Origin of the sequence: Undibacterium sp. RuTC16W, assembly GCF_049339445.1 — a bacterium.
Lineage (GTDB): Bacteria > Pseudomonadota > Gammaproteobacteria > Burkholderiales > Burkholderiaceae_D > Undibacterium.
In genome coordinates this window covers 354,045-376,729 of sequence record NZ_JBMPPE010000003.1, presented here as the reverse complement: position 1 = coordinate 376,729, position 22,685 = coordinate 354,045, and the positions used below count along the sequence as shown (strand labels likewise).

Sequence of the window (22,685 nt, the reverse complement as noted above, 5' to 3'; positions counted from 1 at the left end):
TACGTGCTCAAATATTTTCATTAAATCAGCCATCATGCGTAAATGGAGTAAACAAGACTATAAAATCATGCCTTGGAAAAACGGCGGCGGCAGCACTACCGAGCTGGCAGTTTTTCCTGAGGGTGCAAGCCTTGATCATTTCGTCTGGCGCATCAGTACCGCGCTGGTCAGTAGCGATGGCGCTTTCTCTCACTTCGCCAGGATCGACAGAACTTTAGCGATCTTGTCAGGTGAAGGTATGACTTTGCATGCCGATAACGATGGCATTGATTTCGCTGCTGCTGCGCCTCTTAGTGTGACCCTCACACGCGACAGTGCGCCGCATCAATTTTCTGGTGAGCTGCCGATCCGTGCAGAGCTACTGGACGGCTCGGTCTGGGATCTGAATCTGATGACCCGGCGTGATGTCTGTACCCATTATATGCAGCGTCTGGAAGCCGGTGAGCATCATGTCGTTGCCCAGGATGCACAGCAGGTTTTACTGTACTGCACGCAGGGTTCCGCAGTGCTGAATCATGATATGCCATTGCAGGAGGCCGACCTGGTTTTGCTCGAGGAGGATCATGAGCGCACCGGCGTGCGTCTGGTGGTGCAGGCGAGTGAAGATTGCCTACTTTATCTGATGCGTATCAGCTTTCTCAATCATGCAGGAACCTAAGTCATGACACAGCTTTGGATCAATATTCATCTTGCTACCATGGTGGATGGCTATGGCGAAATCCGTGATGCGGCGATTGCCGTAGAAGACGGAAAAATCATCTGGCTAGGTAAGCATAGCGATCTGCCTGATGCTTATCAAACAGTGCAGACCTATGATGGGCAAGGCTGCTGGCTTACCCCGGGTCTGATCGATTGTCACACCCATATCGTGTATGCAGGCAACCGCAGTGACGAGTTTGAAGCCCGTCTTAATGGCGTCGCTTACGAAGATATTGCGCGACAAGGTGGCGGTATTCTCTCGACGGTACGTGCAACCCGGCAAGCGACTGCCGAGCAGTTAATGCAGGCAAGTCTGCCGCGCGTCCGTACTCTTTTGAAAGAGGGCGTGACGACACTGGAGATCAAATCCGGCTATGGCCTGGATCTGGAAAACGAGGCCAAAATGCTGCGGGTTGCACGCCAGTTTGCCGTTGACCTAGCGGTGCGGGTGCAGACCACTTTTCTTGGCGCACATGCCTTGCCTCCTGAGTATGCAGGGCGGGCTGATGATTATCTCGACGTAGTGTGTGAGCAGATGTTGCCGGCACTGGTTGCAGACGGACTGGTCGATGCGGTTGACGCATTTTGCGAAAAAATCGGCTTCTCTACCACGCAAACTGAAAAAGTATTTCAGGCAGCGCAGCGACACGGACTGCCGGTCAAACTTCATGCAGAACAACTCTCAGATCAAGGCGGAGCGGCACTTACGGCACGCTATCAGGGATTGTCTGCCGACCATCTTGAGTATCTGTCACAAGCAGGTATCGATGCCATGGCGCAGCACGGTACAGTCGCCGTCCTGTTGCCTGGGGCGTTTTATTTTTTACGTGAAACGACATTGCCGCCGCTTGCCGCTTTGCGCGAGGCGCAGGTTCCTATAGCGATCTCTACCGACTGCAATCCCGGCACGTCACCCATGACTTCGCTGTTATTGGCGATGAATATGGCGTGTACCTTATTTCGTATGACACCGCTAGAAGCGCTGGCAGGTGTGACAAAGCACGCAGCACGTGCGCTGGGCTTGCATCGCCAGATCGGTACATTAGAAATCGGTAAGGCCGCAGACTTCGCTTTGTGGGCAATTGACCGGCCCGGGGATCTTGCTTATGCGATCGGCGGCAATCCTTGCACGGGGATTGTATTTGCGGGAGTGCCGCGCCTTGGTTAAACTAGAGCCTTAGCTTACCGAGGACCTACCGTGACGACATCTGCCAAAGCGACGCTGCAAACCAGCCTGCAAACGCAATTGAAAAAAATCTGGCAAGGTCGCACAGGGAAAATTCTGATCAGCCTGCTGAGTGCTTTGCTATTACTTGCAGCATTTAGCTGGTTACTCCTGCCGGCCTATGTGGAGCGTGTCGCGACAGAACAAGTGCAACAACAATTAGGTCGCAAACTAGAGATCGGTGCCATCCGTTTTTCTCCGTTCGCGCTGGCACTGACGGCCGATCAGGTCACTTTGTTTGAGGCAGATCAGAAAACTGCCGCGGTGTCAATCAAAAGCCTGTTACTCAATCTCTCTCTAAGTTCTGCCTGGCGTCAGGCTCTGGTGATTGATGAAGTCAGATTAAGTGAGCCGCATATCCATCTGGTCCGCACCAGTGGCAAGGATTACGGGCGCTACAACTTTTCTGACATCATCGATAAACTCGCGGCACAGCCAAAGAGTCAAGGTGCTCCTCTGCGTTTTTCGCTGGCAAACGTGCAAGTGCAGAACGGTCATATCGTATTTGACGATCAGGTCGTGACTAAGCAAACCAATATTGACGCATTGCAAATTGCCGTACCGTTTTTGTCAAACTTTCCCACCGAGGTAAATAGTTTTGTACAACCGATGCTGTCTGCCAAAATCAATGGCACGCCTTTTGAGCTAAAGGCGCGCAGCAAACCATTTGCGGACAGTCTTGATACGACCTTGGCGATTGACATTGATCGCCTGGATGTGCCGACCTATATTGCCTATGTCCCTGTGCCTTTGCCTTTGAAAATACAAAGTGCCAAATTATCCAGCAAGCTGGACCTGGTCTTTAGTCGCCAGCAACATCAGTCGCAAATGCTCTTATCCGGCGAATTGCAATTACACGATATCCGCCTGAACGACCAGACTGATGCAGCTTTGCTGCGTAGTGAGTCGGTGACGGCGCAGCTCAAACAAGTCAATGTATTGACCGGGATGGTCAATATCGAACAACTACAAATCGATGCCCCCGAAGTCTGGATAGATCTGGATAACAAAGGACAAATGAATTGGGCGAAGCCAGGTCCGTCTGATCAGGATAAACAACCAACAGCGACTAAGGCAGCTGTCGCCATTGCATCCACTCATCGATCTGTACCTGCATCGACACCAGCGTCAGCGCCGGTAACCGAGAAAAAATCCGCCTCCATATTTGCTTTGCATCACTTGCAGATCAACAAAGGGCAAATTCATTTTAGCGATGCCTTGCACTCGTCGCCTGTCAGTGCCATCAATGCAAATGCGATCACGTTAACCGTCAAAGAGTTTAGTACCGACGCTGCATCTAAACCTGCCACTGTGTCGCTCAGTCTGCAAACAGAGCAAGAGGCCAAGGCAACATTTGAAGGCGAATTTAGTACAGCGAATCAGTTGGTCGACGTCCAGTTTGCCCTGACGGCGTTGCCGCTTGAGGCATATCAGGCGTATCTGAATCCCGTGCTGGCGGCAACACTCGGCGGCAAATTTTCTATGCAATCGCATTTGCATGGTCAGGATGGTCAATGGAAAATCAGCGATCTGAGTGCACAACTTGCTGATTTTTCGATGCAGGCAAAAGCGAAAGGTGAGGGTGGCATTGCACTGAAGTCACTGGCACTGAATAAGCTCACTCTCGATACGGCGACAAAGCGCATGACGGTAGCGAGTGTTGATATCGATGGGGTCAAAGCTGATATACAACGCGATCAGACTGCGCAATTCAACCTGCAAAAATTTCTGATCACTCACAAGGCACCGCTTGCGGATAAGATCGCAACTCCGGTGGCAGTCACGGTAGCATCCTCGACACTTAGCGCTCCCGACAGTATCGCTGCCTCGTCCGCAGACGCTACAGCGACAAACACGCTCAAATCTTCGCATGCTAATTCGGCGGCATTGGATAATAAAACCTGGCAAGTGACTGTACAGAATTTCGCGTTGACTGACAGTAATGTGAAGTTTGATGATTACTCGCTATATCCAAGCGTGCATCTGAATGTAGATGGCATTCAGGCCCAGGCAAGCAATCTCAGCAGCGATTTATCGCAAGCGGCTAGTTTGAAATGGAAGAGTGTCCTTAACCGTAAGGGTAAGCTGAATTTGAGTGCCGATGCGAGCAGTGGACTGAAAAATATAACGGTCGCACTCGACGCGCAGACTCTGCCAGTCGCTGCGTTTTATCCCTATTTTGCGCAACAAGTGAATGTCACGCTGAATCGCGGAGACGCGAGTGCTAAAGGTAAATTAAGCATACAGAATGACAAAGGACAAACACCGGCAATTAGCTATGAGGGTAATCTCAGGCTCAGTGATTTTCATATGCTGGAAGGTAGTGATAACGAAGATTTTCTGACATGGAAAACCATCGATATGGATGGTATCAGTGCCAGACTGGGGAATGCAAAGCCAAGTGTGCTGCTTAAAAAACTGAGCCTGGTCGATTTTTATGCACGTGCCGTGTTATCTGATAAAGGCCAGCTGAATTTACAGAATATTGTGGTCAGAAAAACAGCGGCTCCTTCTGCGGTACCAGCGGAGAACATCGCAACTGGTGTGAATAATTCGCTGGTAACGCCACTTGCAGCACCGCTCGCAAATACGACGACGGTGATGGATTCCGCCAGTGCTTCTGTCGCTGCGCCGGTATCAAATTCTGTCTCCGGTGCGACATCGTTGCCAGCGACGAGCCCGCTGATCATTCGCATTGCCCAAACTTCACTGCGCGGTGGCAATATCAATTTTACCGATAACTTTATTCGCCCGAATTACACTGCGAACCTGACAGGTGTAAGCGGCACCATCGGCGCTATTGCTTCCGATAATCCGCAAGCAGCGACGCTGGAACTGACGGGGAAAATTGACAATGATGCGCCCCTCGTAATTTCTGGTGCACTGAATCCTTTATCGTCGCCGATTTTTCTCGATATCAAAGGCAGTGCCAGCGGAATGGAGCTGACGCGACTCACTCCTTATGCGGCGAAATATGCAGGCTATGCGATAGAAAAAGGCAAGTTATCGGTACAGGTTTCTTATCGTATCGAGAACCAGCAATTAAAAGCAGAAAATGAGGTTCGCCTTGATCAATTGACCTTCGGTGAAAAAATCGATAGTCCGACGGCGACACATCTCCCGGTGCAACTGGCGCTTGCGCTATTGCGCGATAACGATGGCAAGATCAATATCAATTTACCGATTTCAGGATCATTGTCTGATCCGCAGTTCTCGGTCGGCGGCATCATCTGGAAAGTCTTTGTTAATCTCATCAGCAAGGCAGTAACTGCGCCATTTTCTTTGCTGAGTTCAGCATTTGGCGGCGGCGAGGAGCTTGCTTATGTCGAGTTTGTCCCGGGAGTGGTGGCGCTCACGCCAGATGCTATTACTAAACTCGATAGTCTGGCCAAGGCGCTGAATAATCGCAGTAGTCTGCGTATGGATATTCTGGGCAGAGTTGATGCGGTGACGGATGCAGAGGGTGTGCGCCGTGCCAGCCTGGATAAAAAAATCCGGCAAATTAAATTGCTTCATTTGCAAAAGAAAAATCCGCAATTGACTCTGGAGCAGATCAATCTTGAGGACGGCGATCAAAAAACCTATCTGAGTGACGTGTATCAATCCGAGAAATTCAGTAAGCCGCGCAATATCATCGGATTGGCTAAAGCATTACCGCCGGAAGAGATGGAGCGGTTGTTACTTGCCAATATCAGCGTAACGCCTGAGATTCTTCGTGAGCTAGCACAACGCCGGGCAGATAATGTCAGGGATTATCTGGAACAGAAAGCTGGCGTTAGCAAAGACCGCTTGTTTTTGATCGCACCGAAATTAAGTGCAGATGGCATTAAAGATAAAGGTTTGCCAAACCGGGTAGATTTTTCGGTCAAATAGAGCGCCGTTACCCGATAGAAGATATTCTGCCGGTCCGTATTTGTGTCTCTACGGCTACTTTTCTTTTTTGCCTCCGTTTTTGCTACTTTATTTTGTGACGAGTTCTGGTAAGCTTCTCTTGTGTCTATGTTAAGCATCTTTAAGCACCTGTCGCTTGAACTAATTGGCGTCAGTTGCCGGATGCACTACAAAGAATGTTGCTAAAAACACTCAATATTCCCGAGCGCTGCTGTTGATTCGTCTTTGCGTCAAATTTGGGCGCAATATGACACGATGTTGTAATGTTAACGGGCTCTAAAACAAGTCCAAACTGATCCTAAACAGGTTCTGAATCAGGCCCTAAGCAAGTGTGTGTAAGGATAGTCATGAGTGAGAACCCTCTGAATAAAATACTGTACGTAGAAGACGATGCTGACATCCAGACTGTGGCGCAGATAGCGCTGGAAGTCGTCGGTGGCTTCGAGTTAATTAAATGCAGTTCCGGCAGCGAGGCGCTGGCAGCGATTCATGCTGGTGCCGTTCCTGATTTACTGTTGCTCGACGTCATGATGCCGAATATGGATGGCCCGACGACCTTGGCAGAGTTGCGTAAGCTGCCTGCTACCGAAGCAACGCCCGTCATCTTTATGACTGCAAAAGTGCAGTCTGTTGAACTCGATTATTATAAATCTCTGGGAGCGATTGGTGTCATTGCTAAGCCATTCGATCCTATGGAGTTATCTGGACAAGTGCTGAATCTCTGGCACAAAGGAAGTTAAATGGTAGCGGTGAATTCTAGCTTGCAGGCAAAATTGCAGGCATTAGAAAATTTATTTCGTGAAAAGCTGCCCTCAAAAATCGCTGAGATGGACGCAGCTTTATCTCGTTTTTTACTGAATCCACAAGATCATGATGCTTTGACTCTGTTGCATCGCTTATTACATACGATGGCAGGGTCTGCAGGAACCTTCGGTTTTCCAGAGCTAGGCGTAGACGCTCGCGAGTTTGAAAAAAAACTGAAGCCATTATTTGATGGTGAGATCTGGACCAAGAAAACCTTGAGTGCGTATGCCAAAGAACTAAGGATGTATTTTGATGGCGTTTTACTCTCCGCCAAGAATAAATCCTGCAATATACTGATCGAAGAAACTACAGAAAATCTGAAAGATAACGAAAGCTCCCGTCTGGTGTATCTGGTCGATGAAGATAATGAAGCGACCCAGTCAATCAAAGTCCAGTTAGAACACTTCGGCTATGAAGTCGTTTTGATCAATCAGCTTAAATCACTGGCTATTGCTATCGCCACCCGCCGGCCTGACATCGTTGTGATTGAATACGGTTCGGTTGACGGAAGAATGGCCGGAGCGGAAGAAATCGCCAAGATTAAACAGCACGGACGTTTCCATATTCCGACCATCTTTGTATCGAATTCCAGTAGTTTTGAATATCGTCTGCAGGCTGTGCGTTCTGGCGGCGATGGCTATTTCACCAAACCGATTGATATCGTGGCGCTGACAGAGCGTATTGATGCAATAGTCGGACGCGAGGAACCCAGAGGCTATCGCGTACTGATCATTGACGATGATGTAGTGACGTCAGAATACTACAGCGTGGTATTGCGTAACGCCGGGATGAGTGTCAAGACCTTGCATGATCCAGCTCAGGTGCTGAATGCATTGACTGATTTTCGCCCTGAGTTAATTTTGCTGGATGTCTATATGCCCTTGTGTAGCGGCGTAGAGCTGTCAAAGATGATACGGCAAGATAATTCTTATCTGGATATTCCTATTGTTTTCCTGTCGAGTGAAAATGATATGGGCAAGCAGTTAGATGCGGTCAAAGCAGGTGCAGATGACTTTATTACCAAGCCGATAGAGTCGCAGTTTCTGGTTGCATCATTAACCACCAGAGCTGAGCGCTATCGCTTGTTACGCGCACTGATTATGCGTGACGGTTTGACAGGTTTGTACAATCATACGGCGATCAAAGAAGAATTGTCGGCAGAGATTTCTATTGCTGGTCGCAATCAGACCCCGCTGGCGCTGGCGATTCTGGATCTGGATTTCTTCAAGAACGTGAATGATACTTACGGTCATCCAGTTGGTGATCAGGTGCTGCGGACCTTGTCGCGCTTGCTCAAGCAACGTTTGCGCCGGAGTGATATTGTGGGACGCTATGGCGGTGAAGAGTTCGTCATTATTTTCCCGAGTACAACGGCGATTGTTGCCCGTCGCGTGCTGGAACAGGTTCGCATAGCGTTTAATAAAATTGAACAACATGCGGAGCAGGGCGGTTTTTCAGTTAGTTTTTCGGCGGGTGTCGCGGATCTTGAGCAGTCGATCGATGCGGACGAGTTATTTGATATTGCCGATACAGCCTTGTATAGCGCGAAGCAGACTGGGCGTAACAGGATTGTTCTGGCAGGGAGTTGATTGCCGCATCTTGCTCTGTCAGAGATGATGGTGAGAATTTGAAAAGTGTATAAAAAAGCGGGCGTCGATTTTTTTGACACCCGCTTTTTTCTTGTTACTAAGACAGATATGCATCTGATATTACGAGTTCTACAGTATGGATTACCAGTGGAGACACCAGGGTTCCGGGTAAAACAAACATTATCGGAAAAGCGAAGGCCGCGATCAGGTCATTGACATTAGTCACAAACCAACCGTTTACGCCATTCAGCGTGCAAAGAGAGCAATAAATTAATAAGGGAACGAGTAAAAACAAAATGCTCCGGCGAGCAGCCCACCTTGCTCGATTGACAGACCATCCATTTTTTGCAACATACACGTCAATCACAGGCTGGATACCGCCAGTGAATGATTTATTACGTATGAATCGACGAGCCAAGGTGTGCAGATTATAAATAACGACCCCCCAAACATTAATACCTATTTGTACGACATAAAATGAATCGGGTTCTGTACCAGAAATGCAAGGCTTGGTAACTTCAAGTGCAAAGAATTTAAGAAGTCCAACTATTGGCAACAACGCTGCATCAAACTTAGCTAAAAAATCTGGTGCCGATGCGGCAAAAATTGTATGTAATAACGTCAAAAAAACGACAGGGATAAATACTAATTTAATTGGAACCGTCTGTTCTTCATGTTTTGAAACGTTGATTACTTGCTTATTATTCTCCAATATTTTTTCCCTTCAATTACGCTTTTGCACAAGTCTTTACTTACGTCTGAGGAAATAAAATATTCACAATTTCCCTCGCTATAAATTCTCCTGTTGGAGTAACCATGACGGAAATAGATGGGGCGGAGCCTGCCATTTTGAATATCCTGTTAAAGAGATATTGTGGTTACGCAGCACGACATCATTTGCTTCACTTTTTTGCTAACTCCGTTTGCAACATAAGACCTAAAAGTGAGTTGAAATATCAAATCGGAAATCCAAGAATGATCAAGAGTGAATCCGCTCCCTTATCAGATGCTAGAGAATTAACTGCATTATTTAGATAGTTTTTTAACTGACTCGTGTAATAGTGGCAGGCTTGATTTTGGATTCCAGCGGCTTGCCTTTGCGCGCACGTTTGCCGATATGGATACCCAGCGCATTGGCGCTCAGTATAACTTCTTGAGGTTTGGCTGCGCGACCTGTGCCTGAAACTTTGACCCCTTTTTGACTAATCGCCTGTGCCGCCAGCAGCTTCTCTTTTGCTTCAAGCTCCATCAGGATGACGCCGCGACCACCGCTTGCGAGTTGTTTGATTTCAGCAAGGCCAAATACCAGCAGGCGCCCTTTTTCTGATAAACAGGCAATCGCACTGGTGTCATCTGCCACTAAAGTTGGCAGTAATGGCTCGTCACCCTCATCCAGCGTCATAAAGGCCTTGCCAGCCTTCATGCGGCCAACCATGTCACCGGCTTTCGCGGTAAAGCCATAGCCGGCGCTGGAGGCCAATAACAGCGTGGATTCCGCCGTGCCAGCGAAGTAGTGCAGAATTTTTGTACCGCTCGCAAGATCGATCAGGGTGGTGATTGGCACACCATCGCCGCGTGCGCCGGGTAACGCGGCGACCGGAACAGAATATACGCGACCGTTAGAGCCGAACATCAGCAACTGATCGATGGTGCGACATTCAAAAGTGTTATGCAAACTGTCACCGGCTTTGAAGGCAAATTGTGCTGCATCATGGCCATGTCCGGTTCTGGCACGGACCCAGCCTTTATCCGAGATGACGACGGTGACTGGCTCGTCAATTACTTTTTGTTCTATCGACGCACGTGCCGCTTCTTCGATCAGGGTACGGCGCGCGTCGCCATATTGCTTGGTATCGGCTTCGATTTCTTTGATGATCCATTTTTTCATCGACGCCGGGTTGTCTAACAGATCTTGCAAGCCGGTTTTTTCCAGACGCAATTCTTCCAGTTGTTGCTGAATCTTGATGGCTTCTAAACGAGCCAGCTGGCGCAGACGAATTTCCAGAATATCCTCTGCCTGAATATCGGACAATCTGAAGGCATCCATCAATGCCGGTTTTGGCTCATCCGATTCACGGATGATCTTGATCACCTTGTCGATATTCAGCAAGACGGCTTCGCGGCCTTCCAGAATATTAATACGGTCATCCACTTTTTTCAGCTTGAATTGTGTGCGGCGGGTTACCGTTGTAAAGCGGAACGCGATCCACTCTTGGAGAATGTCGAGCAGGCCTTTTTGACGCGGACGGCCATCGCCACCAATCATCACGAGATTGATAGAGGTTGAGGTTTCCAGCGAGGTATGCGCCAGCAGCATCTGCATGAATTCTGCCTGATCCTGATTTTTGGATTTTGGTTCTAATACCAGCCGCACGGCGGCTTCGCGACCGGACTCGTCGCGTACTGCGTCGAGTACGGACAGCACGACTTGTTTCAGCGAAGCCTGTTCCGGCGTCAATGTTTTTTTACCCAATTTGATTTTGGGATTGGTGATTTCTTCGATTTCTTCGAGAATCTTTTGTGAGGACACGCCGTGCGGCAATTCTGTAATAACGGCTTGCCATTGACCACGGGCGAGTTCTTCGATCTTCCAGCGGGCACGTACCTTCATGCTGCCACGGCCAGCGGCATAAATATCCGTAATCGCAGCAGCGGGCGTAATGATTTGTCCACCACCAGGGAAGTCTGGTCCCGGAATCATGCTCATCAATTCTGCATGTTGCATGTGTGGATTGCGGATCAGCGCGACGGCGGCTTTGGCGACCTCGCTCAGGTTGTGCGAGGGTATTTCTGTCGCCATACCGACGGCAATCCCTGATGCGCCATTCAGTAAGACGAAGGGCAGACGACCGGGCAGTAAACTCGGCTCTTCAAAAGAACCATCGTAGTTAGGCTGAAAATCGACGGTACCGAGATCAATCTCGTCAAGCAGCAAGCGTGAGATCGGCGTCAGACGTGCCTCGGTATATCGCATCGCCGCTGCACCATCGCCATCGCGTGAGCCGAAGTTACCCTGGCCGTCGATGAGTGGGTAGCGTAATGAAAAGTCCTGCGCCATCCTGACCATCGCATCGTAGACGGATTGGTCGCCATGCGGATGTAATTTACCCAGAACGTCACCAACAACCGTCGCTGATTTACGCGGTTTGGCGGTGGAACTCAGGCCGAGTTCGTTCATGGAAAACAGAATGCGGCGTTGTACCGGTTTTTGGCCATCGCAGACATCCGGCAAGGCACGACCCTTGACGACAGAAATCGCGTAATCCAGATAGGCACGCTCGGCAAAACTTGCCAGCGTCAGGGTTTCGCCAGCATCGCCACCGTTGCCACCGTTATCATCATCAGGTGCCTGATCAAATAAATTTGCTTGTTCGCTCATAGTGCTTTGTTGTATTCATTATTTTAATTTCTGAAACAGATCCCGCAATATTCATGCGGGTTTTCAGCCATTTTTGCCTTGAGAGGCGCTAAATCGTTGGACGCTCTATTTATTTTTTTACGTGAACATCAAATATCTGCTTCGACCTCATTACCATGCTCTTCCAGCCAAGCGCGGCGGGCAGCTGCTTCGCCTTTTCCCATCAGCATATTGAAGCGTGCTTCAGAAAAAGCTTGGTCGAATTCGCCTAATGCAACGGGTAACAGGCGACGGGTATCCGGGTTCATGGTGGTTTCCCATAATTGTTCAGCGTTCATTTCGCCGAGACCTTTAAAGCGGGAAATCGACCAAGCACCGTCTTTCACGCCATCTTTACGTAGCTTGTCTTCAATCGAGATCAATTCGCCCGCGTCGAGTGCATACATTTTCTGAATAGGTTTTTTGCCACGCGCCGGTGCATCGACACGGAACAAAGGAGGGCGGGCAATGCAGACGTGACCGCGCGCAATCAATTTCGGGAAGTGTTTGAAGAACAGTGTCAGCAGCAATACCTGAATATGCGAGCCATCAACGTCCGCATCGGACAGAATGCAGATCTTGCCGTAACGCAGATTCGACAGATCAGGATTGTCATTGGGACCGTGCGGATCGACGCCGACGGCGACTGCAATATCATGAATCTCATTGTTGGCAAACAGACGGTCGCGCTCGGATTCCCAGGAGTTCAGCACCTTGCCGCGCAGGGGTAAAATTGCCTGAAATTCTTTGTCGCGCCCCATTTTTGCAGAGCCGCCAGCAGAGTCACCCTCGACCAGAAATAACTCGTTGCGGGTGATGTCGTTTGATTCACAATCAGTCAGCTTGCCCGGTAATACGGCAACGCCGGAAGATTTTTTCTTTTCAACTTTTTGCGCTGAACGCAGCCGTGATTGCGCTTGCTTGATGACGAGTTCGGCGAGTTTTTTACCGAGATCGACATGTGAATTCAGCCACAGTTCTAGCGGTGGTTTGGTAAATGACGACACCAGACGCACGGCGTCACGTGAGTTCAAGCGTTCTTTGATCTGACCTTGAAATTGCGGATCGAGCACCTTCGCAGACAGCACGAACGAGACGCGGGCAAACACGTCTTCAGGCAATAATTTCACGCCTTTCGGTAACAGAGAATGCATTTCGGCGAAGCTTTTCACCGCACCGAATAAGCCTTCTCGCAAGCCGGATTCGTGGGTACCGCCAGCCGGTGTCGGGATCAGATTTACGTAGGATTCGCGTACCGGCGCGCCTTCTTCTGTCCATGCGACGACCCAGGATGCGCCTTCGCCTTCGGCAAATCCGTCAGCATCTTTGCCCGCGAATTGTTCACCTTCAAATAAAGGAATTAAAGGTTCTGCGTGTGAGGATTGCGTTAAGGCTTCGGTCAGGTAGCCGCGCAGGCCCTGATCATATTGCCAGGTCTGAGTGTCACCGGTCTTGACATTGATCAGGGTGACTTTGACGCCTGGCAGCAATACCGCCTTGGAGCGTAGCAAACGCTGCAATTCTGTTTGCGAGATATTCGGTGAGTCAAAATATTTGGCATCAGGCCAGATCGATACACGGGTACCGCTTTTTTTGTCGCCGCGACCAATAGGCTCGGATGTCAGTGGTTCTATCACGTCGCCATGGGCAAAAGTCAGTTTGTGCAAGCCTGCTTCGCGCCAGACCGTGATCTCCAGCCGGGTGGAGAGCGCATTGGTGACAGAAACACCGACACCATGCAGACCGCCTGAGAACGCATATGCGCCGCCACTGCCTTTATCGAACTTGCCGCCGGCATGCAGACGGGTAAAAACGATTTCTACCGTCGGTACCTGTTCTTCGGGGTGCAAACCGACAGGAATGCCGCGACCATCGTCTTCGACCGTCACACTGTTGTCAGCGTTGAGTGTTACAACGATGTTTTTACAATGGCCACCCAGTGCTTCATCCGACGCATTGTCGATCACCTCCTGAATGATGTGCAAAGGGTTTTCAGTACGGGTGTACATGCCGGGTCTTTGTTTGACCGGTTCCAGTCCTTTAAGGACGCGGATGGATGATTCGCTGTAGTCGGAAGGTGTGGTGTTTTTCTTAGTGGCCATGCAATAAATACGTTTGAGTTGTGGCTTGTGTTGAAAATTAGGTACGATTTCGCAAAATTTACATGTGTTTGTAAGATTTCACTGTATTCTGGCAATCATTTTTTTGAACAACAGATGCAAGATATTGCTGTAAAGCTGCTTCCCCCTGATTGTTCATTTGCGGCTATTGTAGCTGTAATGTGTTGATGGATAAACGATGTCACAAAAATCTCCTACGATCGCTATTCGACTGATTGGATTTTTACCCAAAGAAGAAGATACTTTTTCCAGTGTTCTTGCGGTTCTGCGCGAGAAGGGGTATCGCTACCTGTGTCTCAAGGATGGCAGCCTGCAAGATCCCGACCTGTTTATCGTGAATGCGGAAGATATTAAGGCACTGGCGACCTTGTCGGATATTAATCCGGGTAATGCCCAGCCAGTCTTGCTGATTGGCAAGACCAAGGTGAGCTTGCCGTATGCCGTCATGCCTCGCCCTATCCGCTGGCGCAAATTGTTTGATGTCCTTGATGAACTGGTCGATGAGCGTCAGTTGTTGCTGACAACCTTGAGCGCCTACGGTGAAGTCGCGGTGCCTGAGCGCCGTCGTCGCGAGCGTCTCGATTTCGACCTGACCGATCCCGAGGTCTACAAAAAAATGCGCAGTACCGCCCCTCCTAAGGGCGGAATCCTGATTATCGACAAGGATATGCGTTTCCGCGATTATGTTGCCGGGATCATGGATCGTTACCGTATCCCTGTCGGCATGACCAATGATGCGGAGAATGCGCTGGCGCTGGATGCCGAGTATAAATATGCGATGACGATGATTAATACCTCAACACCGGATATTGATCCTTATGGTTTGTGCCGCTCGCTCAAGGAGCAGAATCATGACCGTAGGACCAGTGTGATTTTCCTGATCGATAAGACTTATGTGTACAACCAGGATTTTGCGCTCAGCGTGAACTGCGATGGGTTTTTAAATAAGCCCTTGTCTCGCACACTGGTATTGTCAACGATCAAGAAATTTCTGCGCCTGATGTAGGATTTCATAGCACTCAGACGGAGTTATTTGTTGTCAGCCTGTATGCGTTTATTTACTTAATAAACGCATACCTCTTTCCAAACCCTCTATCGTGACCGGGAACATGCGGTTGTTCATTAATTGCTTGATAATCGACACGGATTGACGGTATTGCCATAAGCCCTCCGGTTCTGGATTCAGCCAGATAAATTTAGGGAAGGTCGAGGTAAAACGTTGTAGCCACTGGGCACCAGCTTCGTCGTTATTGTATTCAACCGAGCCGCCAGCCTGCAAAATCTCATACGGACTCATGGTCGCATCGCCGACGAAAATGACTTTGGTATCGGGCGTGTATTTGCGTAGCACATCCCAGGTCGGGAATTTTTCTGCGTTGCGACGACGGTTGTTTTTCCATAGATAATCATATACGCAGTTATGGAAATAAAAGAATTCCATATTCTTGAATTCAGTTTTCGCTGCGGAAAATAATTCTTCAGTACGTGCAATGTGGTCGTCCATCGTGCCGCCGACATCCAGTAACATCAGGACCTTGATATTATTTTTACGTTCGGGCTGCATTTTGATGTCGAGATAGCCGGCATTATTGGCCGTCGCTTTAATAGTGGCGTCCAGTGCCAGTTCATCTTCGGCACCGTGGCGGGCAAACTTACGCAGACGACGTAAAGCTACTTTGATATTGCGGGTGCCAAGTTCCCGTTCATCGTCATAATCACGGAAAGTACGGGCCTCCCAGACCTTGACTGCAGTGCGGTTGCCACCTTTGCCGCCGATGCGTATGCCCTCTGGATTTTGACCGCCGTTGCCGAATGGGGATGTACCGCCAGTGCCTATCCATTTGCTGCCGCCTTCGTGGCGCTCTTTTTGCTCCTTGAGCAATTCCTGCAACCGGTCCATCAGTTTGTCGTAGCCAAATTTTTCCAGCGCGGCTTTTTGCTCATCACTGAGTTCGCGTTCCATGCGCTTAGTCAGCCATTTCAGCGGAATTTCCGGATGCTTTTCAAAGATCGTATCGATACCTTTGAAGTAGAGGCCAAAGGCCCTGTCGAACTTGTCATAATGCGCTTCGTCTTTGACCATAATAGTGCGTGAGAGGAAGTAGAAGTCATCCATAGACATGCTGATCAAGCCTTTGTCCAGCGCTTCTAGCAGCATGAGAAATTCCTTGATGGAGACAGGAATTTTTGCATCCTTCAGCGTATAAAAAAAATCGATCAGCACGGCTTGCTCCTGCAAATAAGTTTGTTGTCAGCGTTTACTTCGCTTGGTATTTGTCGCGCATGTACTGCAAATTCTGTTTTACACCTGGCCACTCGTTTTCAATGATGCTGTACACCACTGTGTCTCTGACCCGCCCGTCTGGCAAGATCATGTGATTACGTAAAACAGCATCGCGCTTTGCCCCGAGGCGCTCAATTGCCGCTTGTGAGCGGTGATTGAACCAGTCAGTACGGAATTCTACGGCGATACAGCCAAACTGTTCGAAGGCATGCGTTAGTAATAGTAGTTTGCACTCGGTATTAATTGCGCTGCGCTGTACCCGTTGTGCGTACCAGGTATAGCCGATTTCCAAGCGTTTATTATTATGATCGATATTGCAGTAGCGTGTGGAGCCGACGATCTGACCCGTTGCTTTTTCCCGGATCGCAAACGGAATGGCTTTAGTTTGTTCCTGCATTTCCAAAGCGATATTCAACCAATTCTGTGCATTGTCAGGATGAGGAACTGAGGTGAAAAAGAGCTTCCATAATTCGCCATCGGCGGCAGCCATCTGAATTTCCGGCAGATGCTGTTGAGTCAAGGGTTCCAGGCTAACGTAATGGCCTTGCAGAGTGAACGAGCTGGGTTGCATATAGTAAGTCCTTGATGGTGTAAGCGGTCTTTAATAACAGCTTCTAGTGTTCCGGCATTTTTTGCATGGGAACAGATACAATTCCTGATTATGATGACGAATACAGCAAATTCGCTATGTTTTTGCTACCTGGAAATGATTTTGGTAAATTGACATAATCGTTTTGTACAATACTTGCTAACTAAAAAAAAAGCAGTTATACTGCAAAGCTGTACAGAATTATGCGGCGTGGCAATCTTGTGAGTTCACTTTGAACCCGTCGCTCTTGACCACGTTTAGGAAATCTCATGGCAAATACCGCACAAGCACGCAAGCGTGCTCGTCAAGCAGTAAAACAAAATGCACACAACTCCAGCCAGCGTTCAACGCTGCGTACAGCAATCAAAGCTGTTCGCAAAGCGATTGAAGCAGGTGATAAAGCTGCTGCTGCAACAATCTTTCAATCATCTGTTTCAACGATTGACCGCATTGCTGACAAAAACATCATTCACAAAAACAAAGCAGCACGTCATAAAAGCCGTCTGGCTTCCGCTTTGAAAGCTTTGGCTTAATTAGTTAAGTTTTTTGCGGCCTCATGAAGGCCGCAATTAAAAAAGCAGTGAATAAAAAACCGCAATCATGTATTGCGGTTTTTGTTTTTTCTATTCCAAATTATTAAAATTTAGTACAAAGAATGCTCAACACGTGGCAGTTGGCGGCCGGATGAGTGGCTCGCCGCCACGTCGGGTCTTATTGCAAGGGTAATCCGTCTATTTTGGTGCCTGGCTTCACGTTTTTCTGTTTAAACCATCCCTGATTCATTTCAAGTGCGTAGCGCACAGTCTTTTTTGCACAATGCGAATCAGTTGTTTCTGGTTGCATGTCTTCGATATTCACTATTTTGCCTTCGCTATCAATGAAGGCAACGGAAAGCGGTATCAAGGTGTTTTTCATCCACATACAGACGCCTGCCGGGGCGCCGAAATCAAATACCATCCCTTCGCTCGCACCCATCCGGGTTCTGTTCATCAAGCCTTGCTGGCGATCCGCGTCAGTTGCAGCAACTTCTGCCTGAATCACATTAATGCCAATCGATAATTGTTTGATCGGGAGTCTGGTTTGTGCGCTAGCGTAAGCGCAAGTCAGGGAGAGTAAAGTAAGGGCAGTAAATTTGCGCAGGCTGGAGATTGTCATAAAAGTGTCAAAGCACGAATAAAGTATGAAAAATAGTGAGTCGAACTTCTGGTGTTTTGCAGAACGAGTAAGTAAGTGGCTGCATTTTTGAAAGTGTTAGTGTACTACGCAGACAGATATTCTTTTTTTGCAGATACACTTTAGAAACAAAAAAAGGCAGGAAATCCTGCCTTTTTTGAGAGTCGTAAATATTATTTAGAAGTAGAGGCTTCACCGGAGGCCATTGCACTACCGCTAGCTTTTTTATGTTTCTTATGTTTTTTTGCTGGTTTGGCAGAGGCTTCACCCGTTGCGGCCGCAGATGCAGCTGGCGCAGACGCTTTAGCAGAAGGAGCTGGTGCTTGAGCAAAAGCAGCAGAAGCAAACAGACCAGCAACGAGAGCGGCGATCAATTTTTTCATTTTTTACATCCTTCAATGTTTTAGTTTGGGGTAGCGATTCAATCGAATCATGGTGAACAACGCAGTGTTCCAAGGCAAGGTTGACAGATATTTTTAATTTGTCCAGAAATACTCAAAATTATTTACCGTATTTGTCTTGTTTTAGTGCATCTGGATCTACTTTGATCCACGAACCAGGCATTAGCGGGTGATTTTCCAGAGAAAATCCGCCTATGGCACTGCGTATTAATCTCAGTGTAGGCAAACCTACCGCAGCAGTCATGCGCCTGACCTGACGGTTTTTGCCTTCAGTTAAGCTGATACATAACCAGCTGGTTGGAATATCTTCCCTATGGCGTATTGGCGGGTTTCTGTCCCAGATCCATTCCGGTGGATAAATATGCTTTACCTCACATGGCTTAGTAATAAAGTCGCCCAGATCTAGCGGGTTGCGTAATCTCTCCAATGTGGCGGTATCCGGTTTGCCCTCGACCTGAACCAAATAGGTTTTAGCCTGTTTCAGATCCGGATGGCTGATCGTATGCTGCAACTTGCCGTCATCCGTCAATAATACAAGTCCTTCGCTGTCCGCATCCAGGCGACCAGCGGGGTAAACGTCTGGCACGTCCACATAATCGGCCAGTGTCTGACGGGAGGGATGTGCAGAAAACTGGCACATCACGTTATAAGGTTTGTTGAGTAATATCAAATTCATGGCGCTATGATAATCTGCGTTGTCCGGAAGGTGTAGATCCCGGTACTGTAAAGTTATGGCATCTAGTAAAATACTAGTGCATAATACGAAATGGTAGTCTTGTGTCTTATATAAGAGTAAATTTACCTGCATTTATATAGAGACAGACAAGACTTGTTATGAGCGAAGCGCGACCCGCTAAATCGCCCAAATCTACGGAGAAAAAGATGTATCAACATATTAAAGTTCCCGCTGAAGGTAAACAAATTACCGTCAATGCTGATTTCTCATTGAACGTTCCAGACAATCCAATCATCCCTTTTATCGAAGGCGATGGTACCGGCGTTGATATCAGCCCAGTTATGATTAAAGTGGTGGATGCAGCCGTAGCTAAAGCATACGGCGGCAAGCGCAAAATCAGCTGGATGGAAATCTATGCTGGCGAAAAATCGACCAAAGTATATGGCCCAGACGTCTGGTTGCCGGAAGAAACGCTGAAAGTCTTGAAAGACTACGTCGTTTCCATCAAAGGCCCATTGACGACACCAGTCGGTGGCGGTATCCGCTCCCTGAACGTCGCCTTGCGTCAAGAGCTGGATCTGTATGTCTGCTTGCGCCCGGTACGTTATTTCAAAGGCGTCCCTTCGCCAGTGCGTGAGCCGGAAAAAACTGACATGGTCATCTTCCGTGAAAATTCAGAAGACATCTATGCCGGTATCGAATTCGCAGAAGGCTCTGATCAAGTCAAAAAACTGATCAAGTTCCTGCAAGACGAAATGGGCGTGAAAAAAATCCGTTTCCCGGATACTTCCGGTATCGGTGTGAAACCGGTATCCCGTCAAGGTACAGAGCGTCTGGTGCGTAAAGCAATCCAGTACGCAATCGACAATGACAAGCCGTCCGTGACCATCGTTCACAAAGGTAACATCATGAAGTACACCGAAGGTGGCTTCCGTGACTGGGCTTATGCATTGGCCCAAAAAGAATTCGGCGCAGAATTGATCGATGGTGGTCCATGGTGCAAATTCAAGAATCCGAAAACAGGTAAAGAAATCACTGTTAAGGATTCCATCGCCGATGCTTTCTTGCAGCAAATCCTGTTGCGTCCAAATGAGTACAGCGTCATTGCGACACTGAATCTGAACGGCGATTACATCTCCGACGCGCTGGCAGCACAAGTTGGTGGTATCGGCATTGCCCCAGGTGCTAACTTGTCCGATTCTATCGCTATGTTCGAAGCAACTCACGGTACAGCACCGAAGTACGCTGGTAAAGATTATGTGAACCCGGGTTCATTGATCTTGTCCGCTGAAATGATGTTGCGTCATATGGGCTGGTTAGAGGCCGCTGATCTGCTGATCAGCGCGACAGAAAAAGCCATCACAGTCAAGAAAGTGACTTACGATTTCGCCCGTCTGATGGAAGGTGCTACACAAGTATCTTGCTCAGGTTTTGGCGATGTCATGATCGAAAACATGTAATAGCAGCGTCTTTGCTTGCTTAGCAAAAAAGCCGGTTCGCATACGCTGAACCGGCTTTTTTATTTATGCAATGACGTAATTTGGCGTAATTGACGTAGTTGGTGTAATTAACGTAGTTGGTGTAATTAACGTAGTTGGTGTAATTAACGTAGTTGGTGTAATTAACGTAGTTGGTGTAATTAACGTAGTTGGTGTAATTAGCGTGATTGCTGCCGACAGAATGATTGCAGTTGATTTGCTAAGTTAGTTCACACGATTCAGACGATTCACACGACGTCCGTAACTGAAAAATTTTCGAAGTGACATCATCAATTTAAAGTTTATATGGTTTTTGCAAGCTTTCAGGTCACAAATTACCCATCACAACACGGTCTGATTCAGTGCGAAGCGTATTAAATCTGCCTGTCCCTCAATATGCAATTTACGTTTGATATTCAGCCGATGCGTTTCTACTGTGCGGACGCTCAGGCCGAGCTCGCGTGCAATATGCTTATTCGACTTACCGGTCGCAATACTCTTTAAAATACATTGTTCTCTTTGCGTCAGAGTTTGCAAGGGACTCGCCGCTGTTGCCTGATTTTGCAGTCCTGAGCTGAAATAGTTGTTACCGGACATGACGCTTTCAATCGCGGTAATAATTTCTTCAGCGGGTGCTCCTTTCAGTACATAGCCTTTTGCTCCCGCCTGGATGGACTGAGATACGTATTCCGCCTTTTCGTGCATCGATAACATAATGACCGCTATGCCCGGATATTCCTTGGCAAAGCGCGATGTCAGTGTGATACCGTTCACATTCCCCAAGTTAATATCCATCAGGATCAAATCAATTTTTAGTGTTGCTGCAAGACTAAGCGCATCTTCTGCATTGCCTGCTTCGCCTACGATATGAAAATGCGAAATGGTTTCTAAACGTGCTTTGAGTCCATCTCGGACCAGAGGATGATCGTCGACCAGTAATAAATTAATGACGCGAGACGTCGTTGTTTGCTGCATATTCATTACACACTCCTTGGAATCAGGGCGCTAACCCGGGTACCGCTGGCATCCGAATACAGGGCCAGTTGACCATTCACGGTGGCGAGACGTTCGCGCATATTGCTCAGGCCAATACCATGTTTTGGGTGGCTGGCGATACTGGGCACGTCAAATCCGCCACCGTTATCGCTAATGATGAGATTCACCATACGCTGATCACCCGATAAGTCGATATCGACTTGGGAGGCATGACGCGCATGTTTGTGAATATTGGTTAAGGCTTCCTGGGCGATACGGAACAGTACCGTGTTGCTGACATCATGGAGGCCGCTAATGTCTCCTGTGATTTGCAGGCGTACTGGTAGGCCGGTGTCTTCCATGAATTCTTCCGCAAGGTGCTCGAATGCGACCGCCAGCCCCAGATCGTCTAGCATGGCAGGGCGTAAATCATGGGAAATCCGTCGTACCTCTCCCAAGGTTTCATTTAATTGTGAGGTGGCACGAGTGAAGGATAAACGGGCTGATTCTGTCTCTGTTTTAGGCAAGCCTAACTTGGCGATACCTGATTCGATTTGTAGTTTGATCGACACCAGCAACTGACTGATTCCGTCATGCAGATCGCGTGACAGGCGCGCGCGCTCATCTTCTTGTGAGCGCACAACGCTTTGTGCCAGGGCTTTTAGCTTGGCCTCCGCGACGCGTGATTCACTGATGTTTAATACCAGGCCAGAGACCGCAATCAATAAGGCGCTGATCACCGCGATACTGGTAATCCAGAACATCGTACTCTGGCTATTTTTGGTATTCTGGGCATCGATTTTATTCAACGCATTATCGACGTCGTCGAGATAAATGCCAGTGCCCAGCATCCAGCCCCAGCGATCCAGCGCAACGACATATCCTAGCTTAGGTGCCACCTTATGCGTCGATGGTTTTTCCCATAAATAACGCACGGCACCGCCGCCTTCTTTTGCCTTCGCAATGAGTCTGCGAATGGTGAAATTGCCTTCGGGATCGGTCAAATTCCAGAGATCTTTACCGACCAGATCGCTTTGCCGCGGATGCATCAGATTTTTGCCCTGCATGTCATACAGATAGAAATAACCGTCATCGCCAAAATCGAGTTTGGCTAAAATAGCTTTCGCTTCTTCTTGTGTCGCTGCATTTTGCACGGGGCCGTTATAGAGCTGAGAAATTGCCGCCACACCCAGATTCACATAATGCTTCAGCTCAGTTTCCTTGCTTGCCAGATAGGCTTGTTCGACCGTGTTACGCTGCTGTTGCGCAAGCAGGCTGGTCTGATAAAAAACCGCAAGCGCAATCGCCGCAAACGATAACAGCAGCGGAATGATCGCAAACATGATGATTTTATAGCGCAGCTTCATGTGGCTAATGTATGTGT

Annotated in this window: 19 protein-coding genes; 9 read left to right on the top strand and 10 right to left on the bottom strand. The window is 48.4% G+C overall.

Features of this window, described 5'->3' with window-relative positions; translation table 11 throughout:
• Positions 1-34 precede the first annotated feature (34 nt).
• The 5 genes from ACO0K4_RS08470 to ACO0K4_RS08450 all read left to right on the top strand — a co-directional run bounded on the left by ACO0K4_RS08470 (position 35) and on the right by ACO0K4_RS08450 (position 8,208).
• Positions 35-658, top strand: coding sequence for a HutD family protein (locus ACO0K4_RS08470; protein WP_422956178.1), 624 nt, complete (start codon positions 35-37; stop codon positions 656-658).
• 3 nt (positions 659-661) lie between these two features.
• Entirely contained in the window at positions 662-1,867 is a 1,206-nt protein-coding gene (hutI, locus tag ACO0K4_RS08465) for an imidazolonepropionase (RefSeq protein WP_422956177.1), read from the top strand.
• Between the two features lie 30 nt (positions 1,868-1,897).
• Complete coding sequence (locus ACO0K4_RS08460) at positions 1,898-5,797, top strand: DUF748 domain-containing protein (RefSeq protein ID WP_422956176.1); 3,900 nt, start codon at positions 1,898-1,900, stop codon at positions 5,795-5,797.
• Between the two features lie 365 nt (positions 5,798-6,162).
• Positions 6,163-6,555, top strand: coding sequence for a response regulator (locus ACO0K4_RS08455; RefSeq protein WP_422956175.1), 393 nt, complete (start codon positions 6,163-6,165; stop codon positions 6,553-6,555).
• Positions 6,556-8,208, top strand: coding sequence for a diguanylate cyclase (locus ACO0K4_RS08450; protein ID WP_422956174.1), 1,653 nt, complete (start codon positions 6,556-6,558; stop codon positions 8,206-8,208).
• A gap of 97 nt (positions 8,209-8,305) precedes the next feature.
• Here the strand turns inward: ACO0K4_RS08450 and ACO0K4_RS08445 are convergent, their stop codons facing one another.
• Positions 8,306-8,920 carry a hypothetical protein gene (locus ACO0K4_RS08445; protein ID WP_422956173.1) on the bottom strand — a complete coding sequence of 205 codons (615 nt, stop codon included), beginning with the start codon at positions 8,918-8,920 and terminating at the stop codon, positions 8,306-8,308.
• 104 nt (positions 8,921-9,024) lie between these two features.
• On the opposite strand from ACO0K4_RS08445, the gene ACO0K4_RS08440 reads away from it, so the two are divergent.
• A complete protein-coding gene (locus ACO0K4_RS08440) occupies positions 9,025-9,246 on the top strand; it encodes a hypothetical protein (protein ID WP_422956172.1) in 222 nt (73 codons plus the stop codon).
• A gap of 4 nt (positions 9,247-9,250) precedes the next feature.
• On the opposite strand, the gene parC is transcribed toward ACO0K4_RS08440, so the two are convergent.
• Together parC and ACO0K4_RS08430 are read right to left on the bottom strand one after the other, a co-directional pair.
• Complete coding sequence (parC, locus tag ACO0K4_RS08435; RefSeq protein ID WP_422956171.1) at positions 9,251-11,587, bottom strand: DNA topoisomerase IV subunit A; 2,337 nt, start codon at positions 11,585-11,587, stop codon at positions 9,251-9,253.
• Between the two features lie 128 nt (positions 11,588-11,715).
• Positions 11,716-13,707 (bottom strand): DNA topoisomerase IV subunit B, encoded by a 1,992-nt coding sequence (locus tag ACO0K4_RS08430; RefSeq protein ID WP_422956170.1) that lies wholly within the window; start codon positions 13,705-13,707, stop codon positions 11,716-11,718.
• A gap of 196 nt (positions 13,708-13,903) precedes the next feature.
• Here ACO0K4_RS08430 and ACO0K4_RS08425 point away from each other — a divergent pair, with 196 nt between their 5' ends.
• Positions 13,904-14,731, top strand: coding sequence for a response regulator (locus tag ACO0K4_RS08425; protein ID WP_422956169.1), 828 nt, complete (start codon positions 13,904-13,906; stop codon positions 14,729-14,731).
• A 48-nt stretch (positions 14,732-14,779) separates the two neighbouring features.
• Here ACO0K4_RS08425 and ACO0K4_RS08420 read toward each other — a convergent pair whose 3' ends face one another.
• Together ACO0K4_RS08420 and ACO0K4_RS08415 are read right to left on the bottom strand one after the other, a co-directional pair.
• Entirely contained in the window at positions 14,780-15,949 is a 1,170-nt protein-coding gene (locus tag ACO0K4_RS08420; protein ID WP_422956168.1) for a vWA domain-containing protein, read from the bottom strand.
• Positions 15,950-15,983: 34 nt separating this feature from the next.
• On the bottom strand, positions 15,984-16,580 hold the full coding sequence (locus ACO0K4_RS08415; protein WP_422956167.1) for a GNAT family N-acetyltransferase: 597 nt from the start codon (positions 16,578-16,580) through the stop codon (positions 15,984-15,986).
• Between the two features lie 287 nt (positions 16,581-16,867).
• Here ACO0K4_RS08415 and rpsT point away from each other — a divergent pair, with 287 nt between their 5' ends.
• Complete coding sequence (gene rpsT / locus ACO0K4_RS08410) at positions 16,868-17,131, top strand: 30S ribosomal protein S20 (protein WP_262835777.1); 264 nt, start codon at positions 16,868-16,870, stop codon at positions 17,129-17,131.
• A gap of 178 nt (positions 17,132-17,309) precedes the next feature.
• Here the strand turns inward: rpsT and ACO0K4_RS08405 are convergent, their stop codons facing one another.
• The 3 genes from ACO0K4_RS08405 to ACO0K4_RS08395 form a co-directional block, all read right to left on the bottom strand.
• Complete coding sequence (locus tag ACO0K4_RS08405; protein WP_422956166.1) at positions 17,310-17,753, bottom strand: DUF192 domain-containing protein; 444 nt, start codon at positions 17,751-17,753, stop codon at positions 17,310-17,312.
• 191 nt (positions 17,754-17,944) lie between these two features.
• Positions 17,945-18,154 carry a hypothetical protein gene (locus ACO0K4_RS08400; protein ID WP_422956165.1) on the bottom strand — a complete coding sequence of 70 codons (210 nt, stop codon included), beginning with the start codon at positions 18,152-18,154 and terminating at the stop codon, positions 17,945-17,947.
• A 118-nt stretch (positions 18,155-18,272) separates the two neighbouring features.
• Positions 18,273-18,848, bottom strand: coding sequence for a pseudouridine synthase (locus ACO0K4_RS08395; protein ID WP_422956164.1), 576 nt, complete (start codon positions 18,846-18,848; stop codon positions 18,273-18,275).
• A 206-nt stretch (positions 18,849-19,054) separates the two neighbouring features.
• Between ACO0K4_RS08395 and icd the strand changes: the two genes are divergently transcribed.
• On the top strand, positions 19,055-20,308 hold the full coding sequence (icd, locus tag ACO0K4_RS08390) for an NADP-dependent isocitrate dehydrogenase (RefSeq protein ID WP_262835780.1): 1,254 nt from the start codon (positions 19,055-19,057) through the stop codon (positions 20,306-20,308).
• Between the two features lie 360 nt (positions 20,309-20,668).
• Here the strand turns inward: icd and ACO0K4_RS08385 are convergent, their stop codons facing one another.
• Both ACO0K4_RS08385 and ACO0K4_RS08380 read right to left on the bottom strand, forming a co-directional pair.
• Entirely contained in the window at positions 20,669-21,307 is a 639-nt protein-coding gene (locus tag ACO0K4_RS08385; RefSeq protein ID WP_422956163.1) for a response regulator transcription factor, read from the bottom strand.
• Positions 21,307-22,668, bottom strand: coding sequence for a cache domain-containing protein (locus ACO0K4_RS08380; RefSeq protein WP_422956162.1), 1,362 nt, complete (start codon positions 22,666-22,668; stop codon positions 21,307-21,309). The genes ACO0K4_RS08385 and ACO0K4_RS08380 overlap by 1 nt, the downstream gene beginning before the upstream one ends.
• Between the last annotated feature and the right edge of the window lie 17 nt (positions 22,669-22,685).